Source organism: Brevundimonas pondensis (assembly GCF_017487345.1).
GTDB classification, from domain to species: domain Bacteria; phylum Pseudomonadota; class Alphaproteobacteria; order Caulobacterales; family Caulobacteraceae; genus Brevundimonas; species Brevundimonas pondensis.
This window is the reverse complement of record NZ_CP062006.1, coordinates 1,803,831-1,828,043: the sequence shown is the minus strand read 5'-3', so window position 1 is coordinate 1,828,043 and position 24,213 is coordinate 1,803,831. Positions and strand designations below refer to the sequence as shown.

Sequence of the window (24,213 nt, the reverse complement as noted above, 5' to 3'; positions counted from 1 at the left end):
CATGCCCGATCCGAGGTTCTTTGAGACCCTGTCGCCCCTGACGGTCGCCGCCCTCGCCGAGCATATCGGCGGGGAGGTGGTTCGGGGCGGCGAAGTCGTCATCTCGGCCGTTGCGCCCCTGTCCACAGCGGACCGGGGCGCGATTGCGTTTCTGGGCGATCGCAAGTTCGCCGCCGCTCTGGCCGAGACCAAGGCTGGCTGCGTAATCGTGCCAGCGTCCGCTGTGGACCTGGCGCCCGCGGACGCCGCCGTCATCGTCTCGGGCGAGGCGCAGGCGAGCTGGGCGCGGGCGTCCGCCTTGCTGCACCGTCCGATCCGCCTGGATCGCGCGACCACCCCTGCCGAGGCCGCCGAGGACGACACTGTGGTGATCGAGCCTGGCGTGGTGCTGGGCGAAGGCGTCCGCATCGGACGAGGCACACGCATTGGCGCCAATACGGTCATCGGGCCCGGCGTCCAGATCGGCCGCGACTGCCTGATCAGTCCGGGCGTCACCATCGGCTTCGCCCTGCTGGGTGACCGGGTGAAGCTGCTGGCGGGCGCACGGGTCGGCGAGGCCGGCTTCGGCGCCGCCGGGTCGAAGACCGGACCGGTGGACATCCCGCAACTGGGTCGGGTCATCTTGCAGGACGGCGTCACCGTCGGCGCCAACTCCTGCATCGACCGCGGCGCCTATGACGACACGGTCATCGGTGAGAACACCAAGATCGATAACCTGGTCATGATCGGCCACAACTGCGTCATCGGCCGCAACAATCTGATGGCGGCCCACACCGGCATCTCGGGCTCGGTCACGACGGGAGACAACTGCATCTTCGGCGGCCGGGCGGGCGTGGGCGACCACATCGCCATCGGTGAAGGCGCGCGCGTCGCGGCCGGCGGCGGCGTCCTGGCTAATATTCCGCCGGGCGAGATCTGGTCCGGCTACCCCGCCAAACCCCTGCGTCAATTCTTGCGCGAGACTGTGTGGCTGTCCAAACAGGCGTCCCAGAAGAAGGGCGCGAAGGAATCGAAAGAATGAGCGAAGACAACAAGATCGATTACGCCGAGGTGATGCGTCGCCTGCCGCACCGCTATCCCTTCCTGCTGGTCGACAAGGCCGAGGACTTCGTGACGGCGACCTCGATCGTTGGCATCAAGAACGTCACCCACAACGAGCCCTTCTTCCCCGGCCACTTCCCGATCGATCCGGTCATGCCGGGCGTACTGATCGTCGAAGCCATGGCCCAGACGGGCGCGCTGCTGATGTCCAAGTCGTTGGACGTGGCGGTGGCTGACAAGGTCATCATGTTCATGTCGATCGACGGCGTGCGCTTCCGCAAGCCCGCCCGTCCGGGCGACCAGCTGCGCATGGAGGTCAAGGTGATCCGCGCGCGCGGCGACGCCTACAAGTTCCGTGGCGAGACCTTCATCGACGGCAAGCTGGCCGCCGAGGCCGAGTTCATGGCCATGGTCGTGACCGTGGCGGAGCCCGCCCAGTGACCATCCACCCGACCGCCGTCGTCGACGCCTCGGCCCAGATCGCCAGCGGGGTCGTGATCGGACCCTGGTGCGTCGTCGGTCCGGGCGTGACCCTGGCCGAGGGCGTCAAGCTTGTCAGCCACGTCGTGGTTCAGCAGGACACCAGCGTCGGCGCGCGAACGGTCATCCATCCCTTCGCCGTCATCGGCGGCGACCCGCAGCACAATGGCTACAAGGGTGAGCCTGTCCGGCTGGAGATCGGTGCAGACAACCTCATCCGCGAGCACGTCACCTTCAACCGGGGCACGCCGCAGGGCACGGGCGTGACGCGCGTCGGCTCGAACGGCCTGTTCATGACGGGCGCCCACGTCGGTCATGACTGCGTTGTAGGCGACAATGTCGTCATGGCCAACAACGCCACCCTGGGCGGCCACGCCCAGATAGGGGACAAGGTCTTCCTGGGTGGGCTGTGCGCCGTGCATCAGAACGGCCGGGTGGGGCAGGGCGCCATCGTCGGCGGTCTGGCCGCCGTGACGCGCGACGTCATTCCCTACGGCTCGGCCTGGGGCAATCACGCCAGCCTTCACGGCCTCAACCTGATCGGGTTGAAGCGCAAGGGTTACGGCAAGGATGCGGTGCGTCGCCTGCTGGCCGCCTTCCGCGACCTGTTCGAGGGCGAAGGCGTCTTCGCCGATCGCCTGGACCGGGTCGAGGCGACCTATGCCGATCTGCCTGAGATCGTGGAGATCGTCGCCTTCATCCGCGACGGCGCCAAGCGACCGCTTTGCCTGCCGGGCAAGGAATGACGGCTGCACCCAAGCTCGGCCTGATCGCGGGCGGCGGCGACCTGCCGTTCAAGATCGCGGCGCGGTGCGAGGCTGAGGGGCGGGCGGTCTTCATCATCCGTCTGGCCGGGTTCGCCGACGAGCATCTGGTGCGCTGGCCGGGGCAAGAGTTCGGCATGGCCGAGATTGGCCGTATCCTGAAGACGATGAAGGCGGAGGGCTGCGAGGCGGTCTGTCTGGCGGGCTATGTGAACCGGCCCGACTTCAAGACCCTGAAGCCCGACTTCAAGGGGGCGACCCTGTTGCCCGGCATCGTGGCGGCCGCGACCAAGGGCGACGACGCCCTGCTACGCAAGATCCTGTCGGTGTTCGAGGCCGAGGGTTATGCGGTCGAGGGCGCGGACGACATTCTGGGCGGCGAGGCTCTGGCGGCGGGCGCTCTGGGTGCGATCACGCCGACGCCAGAGCAAATGACGGACCTGAAGAAGGCGCTGCACGTCGCTGAAAAATCGGGTGAACTGGATATCGGTCAGGGCGCGGTCGTCTGCGAGGGACTGGTGCTGGCGGTGGAGGCGCAGGAAGGCACGGACGAGATGCTGCGCCGCGTGGCGGGCCTGCCCGCTGACCTGCACGGCGCGCCGGGCGCGCTGAAGGGCGCGTTGGGCAAGGCGCCCAAGCCGATCCAGGATCTGCGGGTGGACATGCCAGTGATCGGGCCGATGACGGTCGAACTGGCCGCCGCCGCCGGTCTGGCGGGCATCGGCGGCTTCGCCGGGCGGTTGATCATCATCGACCATGAGGCGCTGGTCGAGGCGGCCGACCGGCTTGGCCTGTTCGTCTGGGGCGTGGAACGATGAGCCGTCCGCTGAAGATCATGCTGGTCGCCGCCGAGGCCTCGGGCGACGCCCTAGGCGCCGGACTGGCGCACGCTTTGAAGTCGCGCCTGGGCGACGATGTCGTCTTTGTCGGCGTCGGTGGCCCCAAGATGACGGCCGAAGGCGTCGCCAGCCCGTTCGACATCGCCGAACTGTCCATTCTGGGCTGGATCGAGGGGCTGAAGGCCTATGGTCTGGTCAAGCGCCGGGTGGCCGACACGGTCGCTCTGGCCAAGGCCGAGCGGCCCGACGCGGTCGTCCTCATCGACAGCTGGGGCTTCACCATCCGCGTGGCTAAGGCCCTGCGCGAGGTCCTGCCGGGCATACCGCTGATCAAGTATGTGGGGCCGCAGGTCTGGGCCTCGCGTCCGGGCCGGGCCAAGACCCTGGCCGCCAGCGTCGATCACCTGCTGTCACTCTACAGCTTCGACGCGCCCTGGTTCGAGCGCGAGGGGCTGCCGACGACAGTCGTGGGCTCGCAGGCCCTGCATGTGGACATGGCCAGCGCCGACGGCGCCCGCTTCCGCGCCGCGCGCGGCATCGCCGCCGCCGCGCCCCTGTTGCTGGTCCTGCCGGGCAGTCGTCCCAGCGAAATCAACCGGATGACGCCCGTTTTCGAGGCGACGGTGAAGCGTCTGAAGGCGGCGAACCCCTCGCTGGAGATCGCCGTCGTCGCCGCCGGCACCGTGGCCGCCGATGTGGCGGGGCGTGTCGCCGCCTGGCCCTTCCGCGCCCATCTGGCGCAGGAGGCGGACAAGTATGATGCGATGAAGGCGGCCAATGTCGCCCTGGCCACCAGCGGCACGGTCTCGACCGAACTGGCTCTGGCCGGCGCGCCCATGGTCATCGCCTACAAGATCGACGGGCTCAGCTACGCTCTGATGAAGAACCTGGTGACGGCCAAGCACATCACCCTGTTCAACATCGCCGCCGACGACCGCATAGCGCCTGAGTTCATCCAGAACGACGCCACGCCCGAGAAGCTGACCGAGGCGGTCGGCCGCCTGTTGTCCGACCCGCAGGCCGCCGCCGATCAAGCCGCGCGCCAGACTGCGGCGCTGGACCTGATGGGCCGCGGCGGTCCCGATCCGTCAGAACTGGCGGCGGATGCGGTGCTGAGGGTGATTGCGGCCAGGGCGGGATGACGCCGCTCCCCCCTGTTCAGCGCGCGGGGTGGCTATCTTCAATGATGGCCGTATAGATCAGGGACCGATCAGGCGCTTCGTCGACGCGCACCAGAATCCAGTCCGCTTGCCGACGCGCGACCACCACGCGTACGCGCTCGCTGAAGACGGCGTCGGAGAAGCCGACCGGCGCCACCTTGCCCGAGTTCGAGATCAGGGCATCCATGCTGCGGCCGCAGTCGTTCTGACCGCTGCATGAAAAGACGGTTTCAAACCCATTGGCGGCGAGGACCGCTTCATAGTGCCGGGCCATGGTCAGAGGACTGGCCGCTGGCGTGACGCGATAGTCCAGGTGCGTCACACGGCCTTCCAGAGCTTCGCCCTTCGCCTGGTTTTCGTCGTTGACAGCAGCGGTCGGGATAAGGATCTCGTCGAGCGAGCCGTCGCGATACTGGATGATCGTGGCGCCCTCGTAGCGGGGCAGCAACGGGTGATCCGTTCCTTCGCGATCCTGTGCTGCGACGGGCGATGCTGCGAGAAGCGCCATGACTGGCAGGGCAAGGCGAAACAGGCGCATGGCGATCTCCGTCGGAAACGAAGATTTCTCCATCGGAGCGGTTTGCTGTCAAGCCAGCGCAAATACCCTTGAATGACCTAGCGCGTCATCCAGGGTTTGTTCGAGCCGGACTTGACGTTGACGGACTGGTCACGCTGAAGGCCGCCCTTTTGGGGCGGGCCGGGGCGGGCCTTCTGGGCGGCCTGCTTGAGGCGAAGCGCGCGCTGGGCGGGTGTCTCGGCGGGCTTGTCGTCGGGATTGCTCATGAAGCCAGCGTCTATTTCTTGCGGAACTGGTCCAGGGAGACGACCTTGGGGCCGTCGTCATCGCCCGAGGGCGGCGGGGCGGCGTTCGGGTCGCGGGCCGGCGGCGACAGGGGGGCGATTTCGGCCTCGACGATCTCGGGTTCCTCGAACTGCAGCATGAACTGGACGCTGGGGTCGTAGAAGCGGGTCACGGCCGAATAGGGCATGGCCAAAACCTTGGGCATGCCGCCGAACTTCAGCATGATGGAAAAGCGGTCGTGCTGGACGTCCAGGTCCCAGTACTGGTGCTGCAGGACGATAGTCATTTCGTCAGGGTATTTGGCCAGCACGTCCGGCGGCACCGAGACGCCGGGCGCCCGCGTCTTGAACGTGATGTAGAAGTGGTGCGCGCCGGGGATGCCGTCAGGCTCGGCCGCGCGTTCCAGCGCCGAGCGGATCACGCCGCGCAGGGCGTCCTGGGCGAGCTGCTCATAGTGCATCTCATCGACCGGGGGAGCTTGATCCGTCATCAGGGCCTCGAAACTGGGAACGGCCGACTGTTACCCGCGACAGGCGAGCGACGGAAGATGCGGATTTGAGGAAAGCGACGGGATTCTGTCGCCAGGTTCCTGCGATGTCCGAGGAAGTGGGGGGCTTCTGTTGCCAGGCGCCCCCCGGGCCCCGCCTGAGGATCTGAACCCCCAGGACTTAAGTGTTCGAAATCAACCGAACCGCATTACGCGGCGAGGCGGACTTCTCCAGCGAAGTTATCGTTCGCAGTTAGAAAATGGCCCGATACGGTGGGCCAGGACGGGCAAAAGCATCCTCTTTACACGTCCGTCGATGCTAGTCGGCCCCGCAGCTCCCGCCGATAACGCGGTGAGAGATTTGGTGGAGCCGCCGGGAATCGCACCCGGGTCCGGTCCGCTTATTACAGGCGCGTTTATCGCCATAGTCCGGGCGAACCCGAACAAGTTCAATATAGGCGTCTCGGCGTTGGCTTCCAAGGGGAAGCTGTCGAAATCTCAGGCGAAACCCGGATGGCGCGGCCAGTCGCGGGTCTGGTTCCTGAACCAGGTCAGCTGGCGTTTGGCGTAGTGGCGGGTGGACAGGCGGATGGCGGCGATGGCCTGATCCAGCGAGGTCAGGCCCAAGAGATGAGCCGCCAGTTCGGGCACGCCCACGGCCTTCATGGCGGGCAGGACAGGGTCGAGGTTGCGAGTCAGAAGGGTGCGGACCTCGTCCACCGCGCCATTGTCGATCATCAGGCTGACCCGCACGTCGCAGTTGGCGTAAAGGCGGTCGCGCGGGGGCTCGACCACCAGGGCGTTATATGAACCTGCCGCCAGCAGAGGCCGGGTATCAGCCTTCCACGCGCTGAGGGAACGGCCGGTGGCCTGTGCCACGGCCAGGGCGCGGATCAGGCGCTGGCGGTCACCGGGGGTGATGGCGGCGGCGGCGGCGGGGTCGACCCCGGCCAGACGGCGGCGGAAGGCGGTTTCGCCCTCAAGGTCGTAGGAAGCCTGGACCGCGTCGCGGACGGCGTCAGCCACGGCGGGTATGTCGGCCAGACCGCGCGTCAGGGCATTGAAATAGAGGCCGGTGCCGCCGACCAGCAGGGCGGGGCGGTCCTGGGCCGTCAGTTCCTCCAGCAGCGGCATGATCGCGCGGGTCCAGCGTCCGACCGACCAGGATTCGGCGGCGTCGGCCACGCCATAGAGGCGGTGCTCGGCGCGGGCTTCGTCTTCGATGGACGGGCGCGCGCTGAGGACGCGCAGGTCGGCGTAGAGCTGCTGGCTGTCGGCGTTGATGATGATCGCGCCGGTTTTCTCGGCCATTTCCAGCGCCAGACGCGACTTGCCCGAGGCGGTGGGGCCGGCGATCAGGGTGAGGCGGGGCGATTTGGTCAAAGGAACGGGCTCGCGAACAGGATCAGAGGGCGATAGAACGCCCGCGACCGGCCCGGCAAGGGCCAAGGAGTAGAGCCTTGATCGACCGCACCGCCGTAACCGCCGCCCTCGACGCCATTGTCGATCCGAAATCGGGACAGGGGCTGGTCGCCGCCGGTCTGGTTCAGGGGCTGATGGTGGGCGAGGACCGCGCGGGCTTCGTCATGGAGGTTCCGGCTGGCGAGACGGCCATATACGCCCCGGTGCGCGACGCGGCCGAGGCGGCGTTGAAAGCCATGCCGGGCATGGCGCGGGTCTCGGTCGTCCTGACCGCAGAAACGGCGCCCGCAGCCGCGCCGCGTCGCACGGCCGGCCTGTCCAAGGCCGCGACTGATCCGGGCCGCGCCAAGGCGCCGGTTCCGACCGACCGCCCCGCCCATGTGAAGCGCGTTCTGGCCGTGGCCAGCGGCAAGGGCGGCGTCGGCAAGTCCACGGTGGCGGTGAACCTGGCGGCGGCGCTCGCGGCGCGGGGCCTGTCGGTCGGGATACTGGACGCCGACGTCTATGGTCCGTCGCTGCCGACCATGCTGGGGCTGTCGGGCCAGCCGGACTATGTGGACGGGGCCATCGTGCCCCACGTCGCCCACGGGTTGAAGGCCATGTCGGTCGGCCTGCTGACCAAGGCCGACGACGCCATGATCTGGCGCGGGCCGATGGCGTCGCAGGCGATCACCCAGATGCTGACCCAGACGCGCTGGGGCACGGAGGACGCGCCGCTGGACATTCTGGTGGTGGATCTGCCGCCCGGCACCGGCGACGTTCAACTGACCCTGATCCAGAAGACGCCGCTGGACGGTGCAGTCATCGTCTCGACTCCGCAGGAGGTGGCGCTGGCCGATGCGCGCCGGGCCCATACCCTGTTCCAGCGTGTCAACGTGCCGACGCTGGGGCTGATCGAGAACATGAGCGGCCCGGTCTTCGGACAAGGCGGGGCCGAAGCCGAATCCGCCCGGCTGGGCGTGGTCTTCCTCGGCGACCTTCCACTGGACGCTGCCCTGCGTCAGGCAGGCGATGCGGGCCATCCGCTGGTCTCTGCCGAGCCTGAGGGCGAGGTGGCGCAACGCTTCGCCGCCGTGGCGGCTCGGGTGGCGGAGAGCCTCGGCCTGTAAGGCCGAGGCGTTTCCTCAGACGTCCAGATCCGCGACGGCGAAGCGAGCGTTGTCCTGGATGAACTGGTAGCGGGCCTCAGCCTTGCGGCCCATCAGGCGTTCGACCAGATCCTCGATCTCTTCTTCGCTGTCGGGCAGGGAGACGCGCGCCAGGGTCCGCTTCTTCGGGTCCATGGTGGTCTCCTTCAGCTGGGAGGCCATCATCTCGCCTAGACCCTTGAAGCGTCCGATCTCGACCTTCTTGCCCTTGAACACGGTGGCCAGCAGCTCGTCGCGGTGGGCGTCGTCGCGGGCGTACTCCGACAGGGGGCCGGCGCTGATGCGGTAAAGCGGCGGCAGGGCCATGAAGAGGCGACCCTGACGGATAGTTTCGGGCATGGAGCGGTAGAAGAAGGTGATCAGCAGGGCCGCGATGTGGGCGCCGTCCACGTCGGCGTCGGTCATGATGACGATGCGCTCATAGCGCAGGTCTTCGATGTTGAAGCGGCTGCCGGGTTGGACACCGAGGGCCAACGCCAGATCGGAGAGCTCGACGTTGGCGCGCAGCTTGTCGGCGGTGGCCGAGGCGACGTTCAGGATCTTGCCGCGCAGGGGCAGGATGGCCTGGGTGGTGCGATCGCGTGCCTGCTTGGCCGAGCCGCCAGCCGAGTCGCCCTCGACGATGAACAGTTCGGTGCCCTCGGCGGCTTGTCGCGAGCAGTCCGAGAGCTTGCCCGGCAGGCGCAGCTTGCGGGTGGCGGCGGCGCGCTGGACTTCCTTGTCCTTGCGGCGACGCAGGCGGTCTTCGGCGCGGTCGATGACGAAGCCGAGCAGGGCGTTGGCCTGCTTGGGGCTTTCGGTCAGCCAGTGGTCGAAGGGGTCGCGCAGCAGCTGTTCGGCCAGCTTCTGGCCCTCGGGCGAGGACAGGCGGTCCTTGGTCTGGCCCTGGAATTCCGGGTTGCGGATGAAGATGGAGATCAGGGCGCCGGCGTTGGCGATGACGTCCTCGGCCGTGATCTGGGCCGCGCGCTTCTCGTTGGTCAGTTCGCCGTAGGCCTTGAGGCCCTTGACCAGGGCGGCGCGGAAGCCGGCCTCGTGCGTGCCGCCGTCGGGGGTCGAGACGGTGTTGCAGTAGGAGCCGATGAAGCTGTCGGCGTCGCCGAAGCCGATGGGCGACCAGGTGACGGCCCATTCCAGCGCGCCCGCCTCGCCCTTGCGCTCGGCGCGGCCGGCGAAGACGGGGGTGACGGTCTCCAGCTCGCCCACGCGTTCGGCCAGGGCGTCGGCCAGGCCGCCGGGGAAGTGGAGCAGGGCCTGTTCGGGCGTGGCGTCGGTGATGCGGTCCGCCGCGCAGGTCCATTTGATCTCGACGCCGCGGAACAGATAGGCCTTGGCGCGGGCCATGCGGAACAGGCGGGCGGGCTTGAAGGCCGCGCCGACGCCGAAGATCTGCTCGTCCGGCTTGAAGCGGATCAGGGTGCCCTTCTTCTTCGACGGACCGACCTGCTGGATAGGGCCGAGGACGTGGCCGCGGCTGAAGGATTGGCGCCATTCGAAGCCGTCGCGCCAGACGGTGACGTCCAACTGTTCGGCCAGGGCGTTGACCACCGAGACGCCGACGCCGTGCAGGCCGCCCGAGGTCTCATAGGCCTTGCCCGAGAACTTGCCGCCCGAGTGCAGCACGGTCATGACGACTTCCAGCGCCGACTTGCCGGGATGCTTGGGGTGGGGGTCGACGGGGATGCCGCGGCCGTCGTCGCGGACCGACAGGAAGCCCTCGGCGTCCAGATCGACGGTGATCAGCTTGGCGTGCTTGGCGACGGCTTCGTCCATCGCGTTGTCGAGGACTTCGGCGAAGAGGTGGTGCAGGGCGCGCTCGTCGGTGCCGCCGATATACATGCCGGGGCGCTTGCGGACGGGCTCCAGCCCCTCCAGCACCTCGATCGAGGAGGCGGAATAGCCGGTGGCGGCGGCCGTCGCCGTGCTGGCGTGGCTGGCCAGTTCGACCTTGGGCTCGTGCGCGGCGGGCGCAGGTGCGGCGACCGGTGCTGCCGCAGGGGGCGCCGCCGCCTCCGGGCGGGTCGGTTCAGCGTCGTCGAGGGTAGAGAAGAGGTCGGCCATCGGTGCAGTCTGAGGCGATTCGGGGACCGGTCTGGTAGGCTCGACGACGGCTGGGCGCAAGCGTTGCCCGTTCGGTGCGCGGTTCGGGGTAGACCGCGCGCGCCAGGATGGCCAGGCACAGGGTCCAGGGCATGTTCTGGGCGCTGACCAGCACGCTCTCGGACAGGGTCAGCAGGATGTAGACGCTCAGGTAGGCTATTCCCCAGAAGCCCTCGCGCAGACCCGCTGTAGGAAGACGCAGCAGGGTCAGCAGATAGGAGGCGGCCATGATTGTCCCGACCAGGACAGCGCCGGGCCAACCCAGTTGGACCAGCAGGTCGATCCAGCCGTTATGGGCGGACGGCACCAGCCAGCCGGTCTGATAGCGGACCCAGAGCGCGGGTTCGGACTCCTTGCCCCAGAAGGCGTTATAGCCGTAGCCGGTCCAGGGGCGTTCGGCGATCTTGGTGAACAGGGCGTCCCAGATGCCGGTGCGGCCGGTCAGCGAGGGGTCCTTGCCCAGGGCGGCGAGGATCTCGGCGGACTCATAAGTCCACAGCCACCAGCCGACAGCCCCGCCGACCACGCCCATCCAGACGGCGGCGACCGCCAGGGCGGGACCGCCGCGCTTGAGAGTCCAAAGCGCCGCCACCATGCCGACGCCCAGCATGACGCAAAGCAGGGAGGTCTTGGAACGCGTGGCCAGGACCAGGCCGATGCAAACCAGGATGGTCAGCAGCGGGACCGGTCGCAGCCGGTCTTCGGACGCCATCCAGGCGGCAGCCGCCGTTCCGCCGGCCGCCATGACGATGCCCATCTGGTTCTTCTCGTACCAGATGCCGCGCCACATGCCGGCGTTGATGTCGTGGTGGACGCCGATCGACGGCACGGCGAAGACCATGAAGACGCTCAGCACGCCCATGATCAGGGCGCAACGCGCCAGAAGTCGTGGCAGGTGCGGGCCGTGGAAGGTCGAGCCCAGATACATGGCGAAGGCGCCGCTGATGACCATGGCGATGACCCGTCGGCTGGTCGTGGACGGGTCGATCGACCAGTATTTCGAGGCGAAGGCCAGACCGACGATGCAGGCCCAGGCGAGGATGGCTGGCCAGGCCTTGATGACGGTTTTGAAGCGCAACACCGTCAGACCCGCGACCAGGGCGTAGACCGGCAGCCAAAACAGGCGCAGCAGTGGCGTCTCGCCCTGATCCGGGGCGAGAACCGGCCCGATCAGGGCACCGGTCAGCATGCACAGGATGAATCCTGCCGCAACCTGTTCCCACAGGGGCGGGCCGGGACGGATCATTTCTGGCTCTGGACGGATGGCGCGCACGGCGGCACGGTCGCCGAACAGGGTTAAGGAAGGGTGGGGCATGACCAGTCTGATGCGTATCCGGCGACCGGGCGAGCACGCCAGGGTCGGCTTCGTCGAACTGTTCTTCGATCTGGTCTTCGTCTTCGCCATTACCCAGGTCAGCCACCTGCTGCTGGCGCATCTTACGCCGCTGGGGGCGCTGGAAGCGGCCATCCTGCTGGCGGCGGTCTGGTGGGTGTGGATCGACACCAGCTGGATCACCAACTGGCTGGACCCCGAGCGCGGGCCGGTGCGGTTGATGCTGTTCGCCCTGATGGCGGCGGGGTTGATCCTGTCGACGTCCCTGCCCGAGGCGTTTGGCGATAAGGGCCTGGTCTTTGCCTGCGCCTTCGCCTCCATTCAGGTGGGCCGCAGCCTGTTCACCTTGTGGGCCGTGCGCGGGTCACCGTCGCAGAAGGCGAATTTCCAGCGGATATCGGCCTGGGCGCTGTTGGGCGCGGCCTTGTGGATCAGCGGGGGGCTGGCCGAAGGGCAGACGCGGCTGGTGATCTGGCTGATCGCCCTGGCTCTGGAGTTCACAGGGCCGGCCCTGGCCTTCTTCGTGCCGGGGCTGGGGCGATCCAGCACCATGGACTGGGACGTCGAAGGCGCGCATCTGGCTGAGCGGGTCGGCCTGTTCGTGATCATCTGCCTGGGCGAGTCGATCATCATCACCGGGGCGACCTTTGGCGAGCTGTCGTGGACGCCAACGGTGGTGACGGTCTTCGTATCGGCCCTGGTCACCACCATCACCATGTGGTGGCTCTTCTTCAGCGAGGCCCATGAGGCGGGATCGGAGACCATCAGCCACGCCGCAGACCCCGGCGCCATCGCCCGGCGCACCTATACCTATTGCCCGATCATCGTGGTGGCGGGGATCGTGGTGACGGCGGTGGGCGACGAACTGGCCCTGGCGCATCCGCTTGGCGTAGCCGGGGCGGCGACCACGGCGGTTCTGATCGGCGGACCGATGCTGTTCCTTCTAGGAACGGCCCTGTCGATCTACAGCATCTGGGGCAAGGTGGCCTGGCCGCGCGTGGTCGGGGTGGCGGCGATGGGCGCGACCCTGCTGTTCGGACAGGGCCTGTCGCCGCTGGCTCTCACCATGACCTCGTCGGCCATCCTGGTGCTGACGGCTATCTGGGAGTCGATCGCAGGCAGGAGAAAGAAGGCCTAGGAGGTCTTCTCGACGAAGGTGTCTATGACCTTTTTCTCGCCCGCCTTGTCGAAGGCGACGATCAGCTTGTTGCCCTCGACGGCGCGCACGGCGCCATAGCCGAACTTCTGGTGGAAGACGCGGTCGCCGCGTGACCAATCGCTGCTGGACTTGGGCGCTACAGGACGGCTTTGGCCCTCGATGATGGCCTTGCGGGCGGGCGTTGAAGCCGGGCGCGTGGGGGCGCTTGAGGTGAAGCTCTGGGCGCGTTTCCAGCTGGGGCTGGAATAGCCGCCGCCGAACGAGGGGCTGTCGTCCCAGCGGCTCTTGGGTTGCTGCATGCCGGGCGCGCCGCCGCCGTTGTAGTAGCCGGTGTCCGACTGCGGATCGACGTGGGCCAGAGGCAGTTCGTCAACGAAGCGGCTGGGCAGTTGCGAGGTCCAGCGGCCATAGACCAGACGGTTGGCGGCGAAGCTGATACGCGCGTCCTGCTTGGCGCGGGTGACGCCGACGTAGGCGAGGCGGCGTTCTTCCTCCAGGCCCTTCATGCCCTTTTCGTCGATGCTGCGCTGGCTGGGGAAGACGCCTTCCTCCCAGCCGGGCAGGAAGACCAGGGGGAACTCCAGCCCCTTGGCGCCGTGCAGGGTCATGATCTGCACCGCACCGCTCTCGGACTCGGGGGCGGCCCGATCCAGGTCCATGACCAGGGAGACGTGTTCCAGATAGCCTTGCAGGGTCTCGAACGCCTGCATGGCCTGGGTCAGTTCCTTGAGGTTGTCGAGGCGCGTCTGGCCGCTGGTGCGGTCGGCCTTCTGCATATCCGTGTAGCCGCTCTCGTCCAGAAGGGTCTCTGTCACCTGCCAGTGGGGCGTGCCCATGTTGGCCAGATCGCGCCAACGGTCGAGATCGCGGACGAAGTTGGCCAGGGGCGTGCGGGTGCGGGCCTGAAGCTCGTCCGTCGTCAGCAGGTGGCGCACCGCCTGCATGGCCGAGACGCCGTTTTCGCGGGCGATATGCAGGATCTTCTGGACGCTGGTGTCGCCGATGCCGCGCTTGGGCACGTTGACGATGCGCTCGAAGGCCAGGTCGTCGTCCTCGGACTGGATCAGGCGCAGATAGGCGTGGGCGTCGCGGATCTCGGCGCGCTCGAAGAAGCGGGGGCCGCCGATGACCTGATAGGGGACGGCCAGCATGACGAAGCGTTCTTCAAACGCCCGCATCTGGAAGGAGGCGCGGACCAGGACGGCCATGTCCTTGTACTTTATGCCCTGCTTGCGGGCGGTCTCGATCTCGTCGGCGATCAGGCGGGCCTCGGCCTCGCCGTCCCAGACGCCGCGCACGCGCACCTTGTCGCCGCTGTCGTCCTCGGTCCACAGGGTCTTGCCCAGACGGTCCTGATTGGTGGCGATCAGGGCCGAGGCGGCGCCGAGGATGTGCTTGGTCGAGCGGTAGTTGCGCTCCAGCTTGACGATCCTGGCGCCCGGGAAGTCGCGCTCGAAACGCAGGATGTTGTCCACCTCGGCCCCGCGCCAGCCGTAGATCGACTGATCGTCGTCGCCGACGCAGCAGACATTGCCGGTCGAGGAGGTCAGCAGCCGCAGCCATAGATACTGGGCGACATTGGTGTCCTGATACTCGTCCACCAGGATGTAGCGGAAGCGGCGGCGGTATTCCTCAGCCAGATCAGCGTGCTGCGACAGGATGGTGAGGTTGTGCAGCAACAGATCGCCGAAATCGCAGGCGTTCAACGTGGCCAGCCGTTTCTGATAGACGGCGTAGAGAGCGTGACCCTTGCCGTTGGCGAAGTCCTCGCCCGGCGGCAGCTTCTCGGGCGTCCAGCCGCGGTTCTTCCAGTGGTCGATCATGTGGGCGAGCGACTTGGGCGTGTGCTTCTTGGTGTCGATATTGGCCGCTTCCAACAGCTGCTTCAGCAGCCGCTCCTGATCGTCGGTGTCGAGGATGGTGAAGCTGGACTTCAGCCCGACCAGTTCCGCATGGCGGCGCAGGATCTGGGCTGCGACCGAGTGGAAGGTGCCGAGCCAGCGCAGGCCCTCGGCCGAGGGGCCGATCAGATGGCCGATGCGCTCGCGCATCTCGCGCGCGGCCTTGTTGGTGAAGGTGACGACCAGCAGTTCCCAGGGCTTGGCGCGACCCGTCGCAAGGATATGGGCCAGACGGGTGGTCAGGACGCGGGTCTTGCCGGTGCCGGCGCCGGCCAGAACCAGAACCGGCCCCTCGGTCGTCTCGACCGCAAGCTTCTGTTCGGGGTTGAGGCCGGACAGGTAGTCGGCCGCGCCTTGCGGCGACTGGCCGCGCGCGAGGTCGGAAATGCGGGGGGAAGGCAGGTCGGTCACAGGATAAGCGGCTCACGCAGGGCGGATTCGGAGGAGAACATAAGCAGCACAGCGGCCAAAGTCAGGCCCCGTTGGAAATTGGCCTGCGGGAACCGCCAAGCCTGACCTCCGTTCTCTCAACCTTAGCGAAGCGATGAGGAGCCTGTGAATGACGGACCCCAATATCCCGCCGCCCGAACGTGTCGTGCATCAGACGACGATCAATACGAGCGCTGAGCGCAAGGGTGGCGGCGGGCTTCTGGCCTTCATTCTGGGGGGGCTGGTCGTGGCTGTCGCCGTCATCGGCTGGTTCCTCTATTCGGGCGGAAACCCGCCCGCCGCCCCGGAAGCGCCAGAGGTCAACCTGGACATCAATGTGCCGGCGCCCAAGCTGCCGGAAGCGCCGCGTCTGCCGGACGTGCCGCGTCCGGCCGAGCCGCCCACCGTGACAGCGCCGAGCAGCCCCGAACCGCAGGGTTGATGTGGTCAATGGTCCGGTCATCCTGAAGCGCGCCTACGAAGCCGCCTCGCCAGACGATGGGCAGCGTGTGCTGGTCGATCGCCTGTGGCCGCGTGGCGTCAGCAAGGAGAAGGCGGCGATCGACCTGTGGCTGAAGGAGATCGCCCCCACCACGGCCCTGCGCCAATGGTTCGGCCATGATCCCGAACTGTGGGAAGAGTTCCAGCAGCGCTATCGCGCGGAACTGGACGCCAATGGCGAGGCGGTGGGGCAGCTAAGGGATGTGATCCGCAAGGGCAGGACCACGCTGGTCTATGGCGCGCGGGATCAGGCGCACAACGACGCGGTGGTGCTGGCGGACTATATGGCCGAGGCTATTTCAGCCGATAGCTGATGGTGGTGACGACGCGGACCTTCTTGTTCAGCGAGGTCGCTTCGTCGCCGAAGCCGTCGCGGGGCAGGATTTCGAAGGAGCCCTGACCCGCCGACTTGATCGGGCCCAGCGGCGCGCCGGAGTCCTTGGCGAACTGGACCGCGCCGGTGCGGGCGGCGGCGGTGGCCTCGGCGATCATGGCGGGGCGGACGTCGTTCAGCCTGGTGAAGATGTAGGATGGCCCCTGGAAGTCCTGCAGCACCACGCCCTGACGCACCAGATCGTTCAGGTTGCGGGTGGTGGTTTGAACCCGGTCAACGTCATTGGTCCGCACGATCACCGTCTGGGTCAGGATGAAGCGCGGGCCGCCGGTCTGGCTGGCGTATTCGCGCGAGCGGGTGTCGGCGACGCCGAGCTGGCCCAGATCAACCGAGCTGTCGGGATAGCCCTGGGCCTTGAGGAACTGGCGCACGATGGCCAGATCGCCGTCGATGCGGGCCTGAACCTCGGACAGGACCTCGCCCGAGGCGGTGAAGCGGATCGGCAGAACCGCCAGATCGGCCTTCACGTCCTTTTCCGCTAGACCGCGCACGGTGACGGAGCGGTCGCCGGCGCGGGCGTTGACCACGCCTTGACCAATCAGGGCGCCGGCGCCGATCAGGCCGACGGCCAGAAGACCGCCGATGACGGCGGCGGGGATCAGGCGGTTGTCAGAGGTCATCATCGTCTTCTCCGGCGAAGCTTCGGTCGCCGCCGGCCCACTGCAGGGCCAAAACGCGGCAGGCCGAGGCGAGGGGGCGACGGCCGCGCCAGGCGTCGATACGGATCAACAGGGCGGCGCGGCCGAGGTTCAGTTCAGCCCCGATGGCGTCCAGCACGGCCCAGAACTCCGGCTCCAGCGCAACCGAGGTCGCGTGGCCGGACAGGAGGACGGAACGCTTTGCGAGGCTGCTCACGGCTTAGCGAACGCCGATCATCATGATGTTCGCCGTATTGGGCGCGCCGTTGGTCAGGATCGAATGGCGGGTGTCGGTGGTGAAGCGCAGGGCACCGGCCGGGTCGCGGATTTCGGCGCGGACGGCATAGGTGTGGCGCGGGTCGATCTGCGCGTTCGGCACCGACAGGACGACGGCGTAGGGCGGACCGCGACCGTCCAGCGGTTGCGTGGTTTGCGCCAGAACGCGCGCAGGGGCGTCCATCAGGCTGACGTCCTCGACCTTGACCGTCAGCACGTGCCCCGGCGTCAGCATGATGCGCTCGCGATAGGAGGCGGTGACATCGACCTGGGTCGAGGTGGCCTCGTCGCCGGGCATGCTGGAACAGGCGGCGACCACTAGGGCGAGCGGGGCGATCAGCGGAAGGAAGCGCATGGCGGGGGTCCTGTGTGGGGGATAGCTTAGCAGAACGCGCGAGCGTCACATAAGGCTGCAAGACGTGAGGCGCGGCGGTCGCGATCCGGTGCTAACGGAGGTTCCGTTTTCGTTTCCGTTGAGTCGTCTTGAGGCCCCGCCTGTGACCCAGTCTGTGAAGCCTCTCATGTCTCCGGCCGCCCTGGCTCTGGGCGGGATCGGCGTCTGCGCCCTGATCTGGGGCACGACCTGGTACGCCATCACCTTCCAGCTGGGCGCGGTCGATCCGGTGGTGTCGGTGGTGATGCGCTTCGCCATCGCGGCGGCGGTGCTGGCCCTGGTGGTCAAGGCGACCGGCGGGAAGCTGGCCATGACCCGGCCGCAACATGTGATGGCCATGGGGCAGGGACTGTTCTCCTTCGCGATCAGCTACGCCTTCGTCTATGCGTCCGAGGAGAAGATCGCCTCGGCCGTGGTGGCGGTGATCTTTGCGGCCCTGGCCTTCCTCAACCTGATCCTGTTCCGCGTGGCCTCGAAGCAGAAGGCGACGCCGGCGGCCTGGATGGGCGCGGGCATGGGGGTGATCGGGGTGGCGGTCCTGTCGGGCGGCGAGGTCATGGGGGCCGGACTGGGCCTGCACGCGGTCGAGGGCGTGACCTTCGCCGTGATCGCGGTCGTGGCCTCGGCTTTCGGCAACTGGTTCGCCTGGAAGGGGCAGGAGGCGGGCGCTCAGGTCCTGCCGGGCACGGCCTGGGCCATGGCCTATGGCACGGGGGCGCTGGCCGTTTATGGCCTGATCACCGGCGTGTCGTGGTCCGTGGCGTGGAGCCCGGCCTATGTGATCTCGCTGCTGTATCTGTCGCTGTTCGGCTCGGTGATCGCCTTTGGCCTCTACTTCACCATCGCCCGGGCGCGGGGTTATGCGCTGGCCAGCTATATCTCCGCCCTGACCCCGCCCATCGCCATGCTGGTGTCGGTGATGTTCGAGGGCGCGCGGTTCGGCGTGATCGCCTTTGCTGGCTTGGCCCTGGTGCTGGCGGGGCAGCTGTTCCTGATCCGCGCGCCGAAACGGTCGGCGGCCTAGGCCTCCGGCTCATCCAGCTTGTGACCGTCCAGGCGGGCGGCGTCGCGGTCACGCTCCTTCTGCGTCGTCAGACGCTCGGCCCTGGTGCGGCCGAAGGTCAGGCGATTGGCGTCGGCGACGCGTCGGGCCTCGGCCTTGTCGCGGGCCTTCCTCGCCTTGTTCAGATTGACGACCTCGCCCATCAGGCGCGACCAGACTGGGGCGCGAATGGGTGGGTTGGCGACATCGTGAACTCCTTTCAGCGGCAATCGTGATGGACCCGTTGGCGGCGGGAGCCGTTTCACCATCACCTCAAACAGCCATGGAGAGGGTCATGATAAACGCCGCGATGATCAAGGAACATCTCGAAGTCGTCGGTTCGGACGGCGGGCACGTTGGTCGGGTGGACCATGTGATGGGCGATCAGATCGAACTGGCGAAGTTCGACATGGGGTCAGGTCTGAAGCACCACATGATTCCGGTCAGTTGGGTCGATCATGTCGATGAACACGTTCACCTGACTATGACCAGGGATGAAGCCAAGGCGCGCTGGATGGAAAAGCACTAGCCGCCTTACCGCGAATTCACCGGGGCCCCGCTGTCACAGGCGGGGCCTTTCGCCATATCAGGTACGTCGCGCAGTTTCGCGCATGGAGAGACGACCTTGATCCGACTGATCCTGAACCTGCTGTGGTTCTTCCTCGGCGGCTTCGCCTCGGGGCTGGCCTGGCTGTTCGGCGGGCTGTTGCTGGCGCTGACGGTGGTCGGGCTGCCGTGGGCGTTTTCGGCCTGGCGGATCGCCAGCTATTCCTTCTGGCCGTTCGGGCGAGAGATCGTCTGGCGTGATCCCAACCCTGCCGATCTGGGCGTGGGCTGCCTGGGCGTCGGGCTGAACGTGATCTGGCTGGTGCTGGCCGGCTGGTACATCGCCCTGGCCCATATCCTGATCGCCGTGCCGCAGTTCGTCTCGATCATCGGCATCCCGTTCGCGCTGAAGAACGTCGAACTGGCCAAGCTGTCGCTGGCGCCGGTGGGACGGACGATCCGCAACCGTTAGGCCAAACAGTAACGGCGGCGAGATTGCTCTCGCCGCCGTCCTTGTTTCAGTCTGCTAGAGCCGATTAGCCCGGCGAGATCATCTTCTCGGGGCGGACGTATTCGTCGAACTCGGCGTCGGTCAGGTAACCGCCGCCGACGGTTTCCTGGCGCAGGGTCGTGCCGTTCTTGTGGGCGGTCTTGGCGATCTTGGCGCAGGTGTCATAGCCGAGGCGGCCGTTCAGGGCGGTGACCAGCATCAGCGAGTTGTTCAGGCCGCGCTCGATGTTGTCCTCGCGGGCTTCGATGCCGACGATGCAGTTGTCGGTGAAGCTGATGGCGGCGTCGGCAACCAGGCGGACCGACTGCAGGAAGTTGTAGGCCATGACCGGGTTGTAGACGTTCAGCTCGAAGTGGCCTTGCGAGCCGGCGAACGTAAGTGCGGCGTTGTTGCCGAACACCTGGACGCAGACCTGGGTCAGGGCTTCGCACTGGGTCGGGTTGACCTTGCCCGGCATGATCGACGAGCCAGGCTCGTTTTCCGGCAGGGCCAGTTCGCCCAGACCCGAGCGCGGGCCGGAGCCCAGGAAGCGGATGTCGTTGGCGATCTTGAACAGCGAGGCGGCGACCGTGTTGATGGCGCCGTGGCTGAAGACCATGGCGTCGTGGGCGGCCAGGGCCTCGAACTTGTTCGGGGCCGTGGTGAAGGCCAGGCCGGTGATGGCGGCGATGTTCTCGGCGACCTTTTCAGCGAAGCCGATCGGGGCGTTCAGGCCGGTGCCGACGGCGGTGCCGCCCTGGGCCAGTTCCATCAGGGCCGGCAGGGTCTGCTCGATGCGCTTGATGCCGTTCTCGACCTGCTGGGCGTAGCCGCCGAACTCCTGACCGAGCGTCAGCGGCGTGGCGTCCTGGGTGTGGGTGCGGCCGATCTTGATGATATGGGCCCAGGCCTTGGACTTGGCGTCGAGGGCGGCGTGCAGGTGCTTCAGGGCGGGCAGCAGGTCCGACACCACCTGCTCGGCGCAGGCGACGTGCATGGCCGTCGGATAGGTGTCGTTTGACGACTGGCTCATGTTGACGTGGTCGTTGGGGTGGACCGGCTTCTTGGAGCCCATCTCGCCGCCCAGCATCTCGATGGCGCGGTTCGAGATCACCTCGTTGGCGTTCATGTTCGACTGGGTGCCCGAACCCGTTTGCCAGACCACCAGAGGGAAGTGGTCGTTCAGCTTGCCCTCGATCACCTCATTGGCGGCGGCGATGATGGCCTCGGCCAGCTTGGGGTCCAGCTTGCCCAGGTCACGGTTGGTCTCGGCGGCGGCGCGCTTGACGATGCCCAGGGCGCGGACGACCGGCAGGGGCATCTTTTCCCAGCCGATCTTGAAGTTGCCGAGCGAGCGCTGCGCCTGCGCGCCCCAGTAACGGTCAGCGGCGACCTCGATGGGGCCGAAGGTGTCGGTTTCAATGCGGACGTTGCTCATCGCAGGCTCGTTCTCAGACGTGGCGGGAAGATGCCGGGCGGTGTAGCACGCGGACACGGCGGGGCAAGGCGGCCCGACCATTGGCTAAGGGATGAGGTGCGCGTGGAAGGCTGGATCGGCACGGGAAAGGTGCGCGGACGCGAGGTCGGCGACGTGGTCGAGATTACCATCGACGGCCTGACCACTCAGGCCAAATACTACAAGCCGCTGGCCTATGAGTTCTTCCGCAAGGAATGGAGCGCGCGCCCGGCCTGGGGCGACTACGTCGTCGAAATCGTTATGGAGCACGTTGGCGACGCCCCGTGGATGGACCTCGACAACCTGGCCAAGGCCCTTTTGGACGCCATCAAGGGCTATCTGTTCCATGATGACAGCCAGGTCGCCCGTCTGCTGGTCGAGCGCCATGAGGGCGAACGTGAGCGGATCACCATCCGGGTGTTTCCGAGGACGTAGGCAAAGAAAAACGCCGGGGCGAAACCCCGGCGTCTCTCATTCTTGCTTCGCCGTGGTCAGAAGGCGCAGCCTTCTCGACCCGACACGGCCATTCTTGATGGGCCGCGGTCAGGAGACGAAGTCTCCTCGACCCGACGCGACCTGATCAGCCGCGCTGTTCGATCGGCACGTAGTCGCGTTGCGTCGGGCCGGTGTAGAGTTGGCGCGGGCGACCGATCTTCTGCGAGGGATCGGCCATCATTTCCTGCCACTGCGAGATCCAGCCCACCGTGCGGGCCAGGGCGAACAGGACGGTGAACATGGTGGTCGGGAAGCCCATCGCCGACAGGGTGATGCCCGAATAGAAGTCGACGTTCGGGAACAGCTTGCGCGAGGTGAAGTACTCGTCCGACAGGGCGACGCGCTCCAGTTCCTTGGCGACCTGGAACAGCGGATCGTTCTCGCGGCCCGTGGCGGCCAGCACTTCGTAGGCCGACTGTTGCATGACCTTGGCGCGCGGATCGTAGTTCTTGTACACGCGGTGGCCGAAGCCCATCAGCTTGTACTTGCGGTCCTTAACGCCTTGAATGAACTCAGGAATACGGTCCGGCGTACCGATTTCCTTGAGCATGTTCAGCGCTTCTTCGTTGGCGCCGCCGTGCGACGGGCCCCACAGGCAGGCGATGCCGGCGGCGATACAGGCGAAGGGGTTGGCGCCCGACGAACCGGCCAGTCGAACGGTCGAGGTCGAGGCGTTCTGCTCGTGGTCGGCGTGCAGGGTGAAGATGCGGTCCATGGCGCGAACCAGGGCCGGATCGACGTGATAGTCCTCGGCCGGGACGGCGAAGCACATGCGCAGGAAGTTCTCGGCGTACGACAGATCGTTGCGCGGCGAGATGAAGGGCTGACCGATGTGGTACTTGTAGGCGCGGGCGGCGATGGTCGGCATCTTCGCGATCAGGCGGATGGCCGAGATGTCGCGCTGCACCGGATCATGGATGTCCAGGCTGTCGTGATAGAAGGCCGACAGGGCGCCGACGGTGCCGACCATGATCGACATGGGGTGGGCGTCGCGGCGGAAGCCTTCGAAGAAACGATCGAACTGGGCGTGCAGCATGGTGTGCCGCGTGATGTTCTCTTCGAACTTCTCGTATTGGGCGGCGGTCGGCAGTTCGCCGTGCAGCAGCAGGTGGCAGACTTCGAGGAAGTTGGACTTCGAGGCCAACTGGTCGATCGGATAGCCGCGGTGCAGCAGAACGCCTTCGTCGCCGTCGATGAAGGTCAGGGCGCTTTCGCAGGCCGCCGTCGAGGTGAAGCCGGGGTCGAAGGTGAAGGCGCCGGTCGCGCCGTACAGCTTGCGGATGTCGATGACGTCCGGTCCGGTGGAGCCCGCGAGGACAGGAAGTTCGACGTTCTTGTCGCCGTAGGTGAAGGTCGCCGTGCCGGCGGGTTTCGCTTGTTCAGTCATCTAGGCCCCTTATTTTTCTTCGGGCCGGGCGCGGGGAGGCGTCCAGCCTGCATGGTTATGGGTGTTCACTTAGTCTGTTGCAGCGCATCATCCAAGCGCCCCAGACCTTCGTCGCGTCCCAGGGCGGCAAGAATTCTCGCAATATCGGGCGACACCGATCCGCCGGTCAGAACGCCGCGCATGGAAGGCCCTATTTTTCCGAAGCCTACGCCTTCTTCTTCGGCGAACGCCTTAAGCTCAGCTTCGAGGGCGAAAACGTCCCAGCTCTGGAAAAGACCGAGTCGTTCACGGAGTCGTGAAATTCTTTCACCGCCTTCGCCGCTCAGCAAACCGTGGGTTTTCTCGTCTAGGACGAGCGGGCGGGCCTTCAGCACGAAGTCGGTTTGAGCGGCCAGTTCGAGGATGGTCTTTGCGCGATCCTTGACGAAGGGCATGGCGCGCAACAGGCGGGCTTCGTCGTCGGGCTGCAGGGCGCGCCCGGCGGCAAGATGGGCGTCCAGCGTCAGCTTGGCCAGGCGATCGTCCTCGGCCAGCCTGATCCAGTGGGCGTTGACGTGGGCCAGCTTGTCGAAGTCGAGACGAGCCGGGGCCTTGCCGATGCCCGACAGGTCGAACCATTCGATCGCCTGTTCGTCGCTGAACAGTTCGTGGTCGCCGTGGGCCCAACCCAGGCGCGCCAGATAGTTGCGCATGGCCTCGGGCAGATAGCCCATCTCGGCGTATTCATGCACCGCTTGCGCGCCGTGGCGCTTGGACAGCTTGGCGCCGTCGGGGCCGTGGATCAGCGGGATGTGGGCGAAGGTCGGGCGGGTCCAGCCCAAGGCGTCGTAGATCAGGCTCTGGCGGGCGGCGTTGTTCAGGTGGTCGTCGCCGCGAATGACGTGGGTCACGCCCATGTCGTGGTCGTCCACCACCACGGCGAGGTTGTAGGTCGGGGCTCCGTCCGAGCGGACGATGACCAGATCGTCCAGCGACGAAGATTCCCAACGCACGCTGCCCTGCACCGCGTCATCGACGACCACGGCCTGATCCAGCGGGCGACGGAAGCGGATGGTGGAGGGCTTGGCCAGGTCGTCGACGGTCGGTTCGCGGTTGCGCCAGGGCGAGACAAAGTCGCGGCCCTCGGCCTTGGCCTGATCGCGCAGGGCGTTGGTTTCGTCGGCGGTCAGGAAGTCGCGGTAGGCGTGGCCCGAGGCCAGCAGTTGCTCGGCGACTTCGCGGTGGCGGTCGGCGCGGGCGAACTGGAAGACGGGCTCTTCGTCGCCGAACAGCTCCAGCCAGGACAGGCCGTCGAAGATGGCCTTCACGGCGTCGTCGGTCGAACGCTCGCGGTCGGTGTCCTCGACACGGATCAGGAACTTGCCGCCCCGGCTCTTGGCGTACAGCCAGTTGAATAACGCGGTTCTCGCCCCGCCGATATGCAGGTAGCCTGTGGGCGAGGGGGCGAAGCGGGTGACGACAGTCGAGGAGGGGGAGGTCATTCAGGAAGGGTCCGTTGCGGAGGCCCTTATACGCCCGCGCGCGCCAAA

The 24,213-nt window shown here is 66.9% G+C and carries 27 protein-coding genes and 1 other RNA gene; 13 read left to right on the top strand and 15 right to left on the bottom strand.

All coding sequences use genetic code 11. The features are described from left to right. Position 1 precedes the first annotated feature (1 nt). Genes lpxD through lpxB form a run of 5 tightly spaced genes read left to right on the top strand, consistent with a single transcriptional unit; the run spans position 2 to position 4,266 of the window. Entirely contained in the window at positions 2-1,021 is a 1,020-nt protein-coding gene (gene lpxD / locus IFE19_RS09060) for a UDP-3-O-(3-hydroxymyristoyl)glucosamine N-acyltransferase (protein ID WP_207821589.1), read from the top strand. Beyond that, on the top strand, positions 1,018-1,482 hold the full coding sequence (fabZ, locus tag IFE19_RS09055) for a 3-hydroxyacyl-ACP dehydratase FabZ (RefSeq protein WP_207821586.1): 465 nt from the start codon (positions 1,018-1,020) through the stop codon (positions 1,480-1,482). Before lpxD ends, fabZ begins: the two co-directional genes overlap by 4 nt. After that, complete coding sequence (lpxA, locus tag IFE19_RS09050; RefSeq protein ID WP_207821584.1) at positions 1,479-2,267, top strand: acyl-ACP--UDP-N-acetylglucosamine O-acyltransferase; 789 nt, start codon at positions 1,479-1,481, stop codon at positions 2,265-2,267. Before fabZ ends, lpxA begins: the two co-directional genes overlap by 4 nt. Then, positions 2,264-3,103 (top strand): UDP-2,3-diacylglucosamine diphosphatase, encoded by an 840-nt coding sequence (lpxI, locus tag IFE19_RS09045; protein WP_207821581.1) that lies wholly within the window; start codon positions 2,264-2,266, stop codon positions 3,101-3,103. Before lpxA ends, lpxI begins: the two co-directional genes overlap by 4 nt. Then, on the top strand, positions 3,100-4,266 hold the full coding sequence (gene lpxB, locus IFE19_RS09040; protein ID WP_207821579.1) for a lipid-A-disaccharide synthase: 1,167 nt from the start codon (positions 3,100-3,102) through the stop codon (positions 4,264-4,266). The genes lpxI and lpxB overlap by 4 nt, the downstream gene beginning before the upstream one ends. Before the next feature lie 16 nt (positions 4,267-4,282). Here lpxB and IFE19_RS09035 read toward each other — a convergent pair whose 3' ends face one another. The 5 genes from IFE19_RS09035 to miaA form a co-directional block, all read right to left on the bottom strand. Then, the gene (locus tag IFE19_RS09035; protein WP_207821577.1) at positions 4,283-4,822 is read right to left on the bottom strand and encodes a hypothetical protein; all 540 of its coding nucleotides are present in this window, start codon (positions 4,820-4,822) and stop codon (positions 4,283-4,285) included. A 77-nt stretch (positions 4,823-4,899) separates the two neighbouring features. After that, positions 4,900-5,067 (bottom strand): hypothetical protein, encoded by a 168-nt coding sequence (locus tag IFE19_RS09030; RefSeq protein ID WP_207821575.1) that lies wholly within the window; start codon positions 5,065-5,067, stop codon positions 4,900-4,902. An 11-nt stretch (positions 5,068-5,078) separates the two neighbouring features. After that, on the bottom strand, positions 5,079-5,576 hold the full coding sequence (locus IFE19_RS09025; protein WP_207821573.1) for an SspB family protein: 498 nt from the start codon (positions 5,574-5,576) through the stop codon (positions 5,079-5,081). Between the two features lie 115 nt (positions 5,577-5,691). After that, positions 5,692-6,057, bottom strand: a transfer-messenger RNA (tmRNA) gene (gene ssrA / locus IFE19_RS09020). A 14-nt stretch (positions 6,058-6,071) separates the two neighbouring features. After that, positions 6,072-6,956 (bottom strand): tRNA (adenosine(37)-N6)-dimethylallyltransferase MiaA, encoded by an 885-nt coding sequence (gene miaA, locus IFE19_RS09015; protein ID WP_207821571.1) that lies wholly within the window; start codon positions 6,954-6,956, stop codon positions 6,072-6,074. 77 nt (positions 6,957-7,033) lie between these two features. Between miaA and IFE19_RS09010 the strand changes: the two genes are divergently transcribed. Then, positions 7,034-8,104 carry an Mrp/NBP35 family ATP-binding protein gene (locus tag IFE19_RS09010; protein ID WP_207821569.1) on the top strand — a complete coding sequence of 357 codons (1,071 nt, stop codon included), beginning with the start codon at positions 7,034-7,036 and terminating at the stop codon, positions 8,102-8,104. A gap of 15 nt (positions 8,105-8,119) precedes the next feature. Here the strand turns inward: IFE19_RS09010 and parE are convergent, their stop codons facing one another. Further along, positions 8,120-10,204, bottom strand: coding sequence for a DNA topoisomerase IV subunit B (gene parE / locus IFE19_RS09005; RefSeq protein ID WP_207821567.1), 2,085 nt, complete (start codon positions 10,202-10,204; stop codon positions 8,120-8,122). Further along, on the bottom strand, positions 10,170-11,489 hold the full coding sequence (locus tag IFE19_RS09000; protein WP_207821564.1) for an O-antigen ligase family protein: 1,320 nt from the start codon (positions 11,487-11,489) through the stop codon (positions 10,170-10,172). The genes parE and IFE19_RS09000 overlap by 35 nt, the downstream gene beginning before the upstream one ends. 67 nt (positions 11,490-11,556) lie before the next feature. Between IFE19_RS09000 and IFE19_RS08995 the strand changes: the two genes are divergently transcribed. Continuing rightward, positions 11,557-12,714 carry a low temperature requirement protein A gene (locus IFE19_RS08995; RefSeq protein ID WP_207821562.1) on the top strand — a complete coding sequence of 386 codons (1,158 nt, stop codon included), beginning with the start codon at positions 11,557-11,559 and terminating at the stop codon, positions 12,712-12,714. On the opposite strand, the gene IFE19_RS08990 is transcribed toward IFE19_RS08995, so the two are convergent. After that, positions 12,711-15,047 carry an ATP-dependent helicase gene (locus IFE19_RS08990; RefSeq protein WP_207821560.1) on the bottom strand — a complete coding sequence of 779 codons (2,337 nt, stop codon included), beginning with the start codon at positions 15,045-15,047 and terminating at the stop codon, positions 12,711-12,713. The genes IFE19_RS08995 and IFE19_RS08990 overlap by 4 nt on opposite strands. 148 nt (positions 15,048-15,195) lie before the next feature. On the opposite strand from IFE19_RS08990, the gene IFE19_RS08985 reads away from it, so the two are divergent. Further along, positions 15,196-15,507: a flagellar basal body-associated FliL family protein gene (locus IFE19_RS08985; protein WP_225910216.1), complete on the top strand. Its 312-nt coding sequence runs from the start codon at positions 15,196-15,198 to the stop codon at positions 15,505-15,507. Position 15,508: 1 nt separating this feature from the next. Next, complete coding sequence (locus tag IFE19_RS08980; protein WP_207821558.1) at positions 15,509-15,880, top strand: DUF488 domain-containing protein; 372 nt, start codon at positions 15,509-15,511, stop codon at positions 15,878-15,880. On the opposite strand, the gene IFE19_RS08975 is transcribed toward IFE19_RS08980, so the two are convergent. From IFE19_RS08975 to IFE19_RS08965, 3 genes are read right to left on the bottom strand one after another with little or no spacing between them, the layout of a single operon-like run. Then, positions 15,861-16,583, bottom strand: a complete 723-nt coding sequence (locus IFE19_RS08975; protein ID WP_207821556.1) for an SIMPL domain-containing protein — start codon at positions 16,581-16,583, stop codon at positions 15,861-15,863. The genes IFE19_RS08980 and IFE19_RS08975 overlap by 20 nt on opposite strands. Continuing rightward, positions 16,570-16,815: a ribbon-helix-helix domain-containing protein gene (locus IFE19_RS08970; protein ID WP_207821554.1), complete on the bottom strand. Its 246-nt coding sequence runs from the start codon at positions 16,813-16,815 to the stop codon at positions 16,570-16,572. The genes IFE19_RS08975 and IFE19_RS08970 overlap by 14 nt, the downstream gene beginning before the upstream one ends. Before the next feature lie 3 nt (positions 16,816-16,818). Then, a complete protein-coding gene (locus tag IFE19_RS08965) occupies positions 16,819-17,229 on the bottom strand; it encodes a YbaY family lipoprotein (RefSeq protein WP_207821553.1) in 411 nt (136 codons plus the stop codon). A gap of 166 nt (positions 17,230-17,395) precedes the next feature. Here IFE19_RS08965 and IFE19_RS08960 point away from each other — a divergent pair, with 166 nt between their 5' ends. Next, positions 17,396-18,292, top strand: coding sequence for a DMT family transporter (locus IFE19_RS08960; RefSeq protein WP_207821551.1), 897 nt, complete (start codon positions 17,396-17,398; stop codon positions 18,290-18,292). On the opposite strand, the gene IFE19_RS08955 is transcribed toward IFE19_RS08960, so the two are convergent. Continuing rightward, on the bottom strand, positions 18,289-18,474 hold the full coding sequence (locus tag IFE19_RS08955; protein WP_207821549.1) for a DUF4169 family protein: 186 nt from the start codon (positions 18,472-18,474) through the stop codon (positions 18,289-18,291). The two genes, IFE19_RS08960 and IFE19_RS08955, sit on opposite strands and share 4 nt — an antisense overlap. 131 nt (positions 18,475-18,605) lie before the next feature. On the opposite strand from IFE19_RS08955, the gene IFE19_RS08950 reads away from it, so the two are divergent. After that, positions 18,606-18,839, top strand: a complete 234-nt coding sequence (locus IFE19_RS08950) for a DUF2171 domain-containing protein (RefSeq protein ID WP_207821547.1) — start codon at positions 18,606-18,608, stop codon at positions 18,837-18,839. A gap of 96 nt (positions 18,840-18,935) precedes the next feature. Further along, positions 18,936-19,328 carry a YccF domain-containing protein gene (locus IFE19_RS08945; protein ID WP_207821545.1) on the top strand — a complete coding sequence of 131 codons (393 nt, stop codon included), beginning with the start codon at positions 18,936-18,938 and terminating at the stop codon, positions 19,326-19,328. Positions 19,329-19,392: 64 nt separating this feature from the next. On the opposite strand, the gene fumC is transcribed toward IFE19_RS08945, so the two are convergent. Continuing rightward, entirely contained in the window at positions 19,393-20,784 is a 1,392-nt protein-coding gene (fumC, locus tag IFE19_RS08940; RefSeq protein WP_207821542.1) for a class II fumarate hydratase, read from the bottom strand. Positions 20,785-20,886: 102 nt separating this feature from the next. On the opposite strand from fumC, the gene IFE19_RS08935 reads away from it, so the two are divergent. Then, the gene (locus tag IFE19_RS08935; protein WP_225910215.1) at positions 20,887-21,237 is read left to right on the top strand and encodes a RusA family crossover junction endodeoxyribonuclease; all 351 of its coding nucleotides are present in this window, start codon (positions 20,887-20,889) and stop codon (positions 21,235-21,237) included. 145 nt (positions 21,238-21,382) lie between these two features. Here IFE19_RS08935 and gltA read toward each other — a convergent pair whose 3' ends face one another. Both gltA and gltX read right to left on the bottom strand, forming a co-directional pair. Next, positions 21,383-22,684, bottom strand: a complete 1,302-nt coding sequence (gltA, locus tag IFE19_RS08930; protein ID WP_207821538.1) for a citrate synthase — start codon at positions 22,682-22,684, stop codon at positions 21,383-21,385. Positions 22,685-22,749: 65 nt separating this feature from the next. Next, positions 22,750-24,165, bottom strand: coding sequence for a glutamate--tRNA ligase (gene gltX / locus IFE19_RS08925; protein ID WP_207821536.1), 1,416 nt, complete (start codon positions 24,163-24,165; stop codon positions 22,750-22,752). Positions 24,166-24,213: the final 48 nt, after the last annotated feature.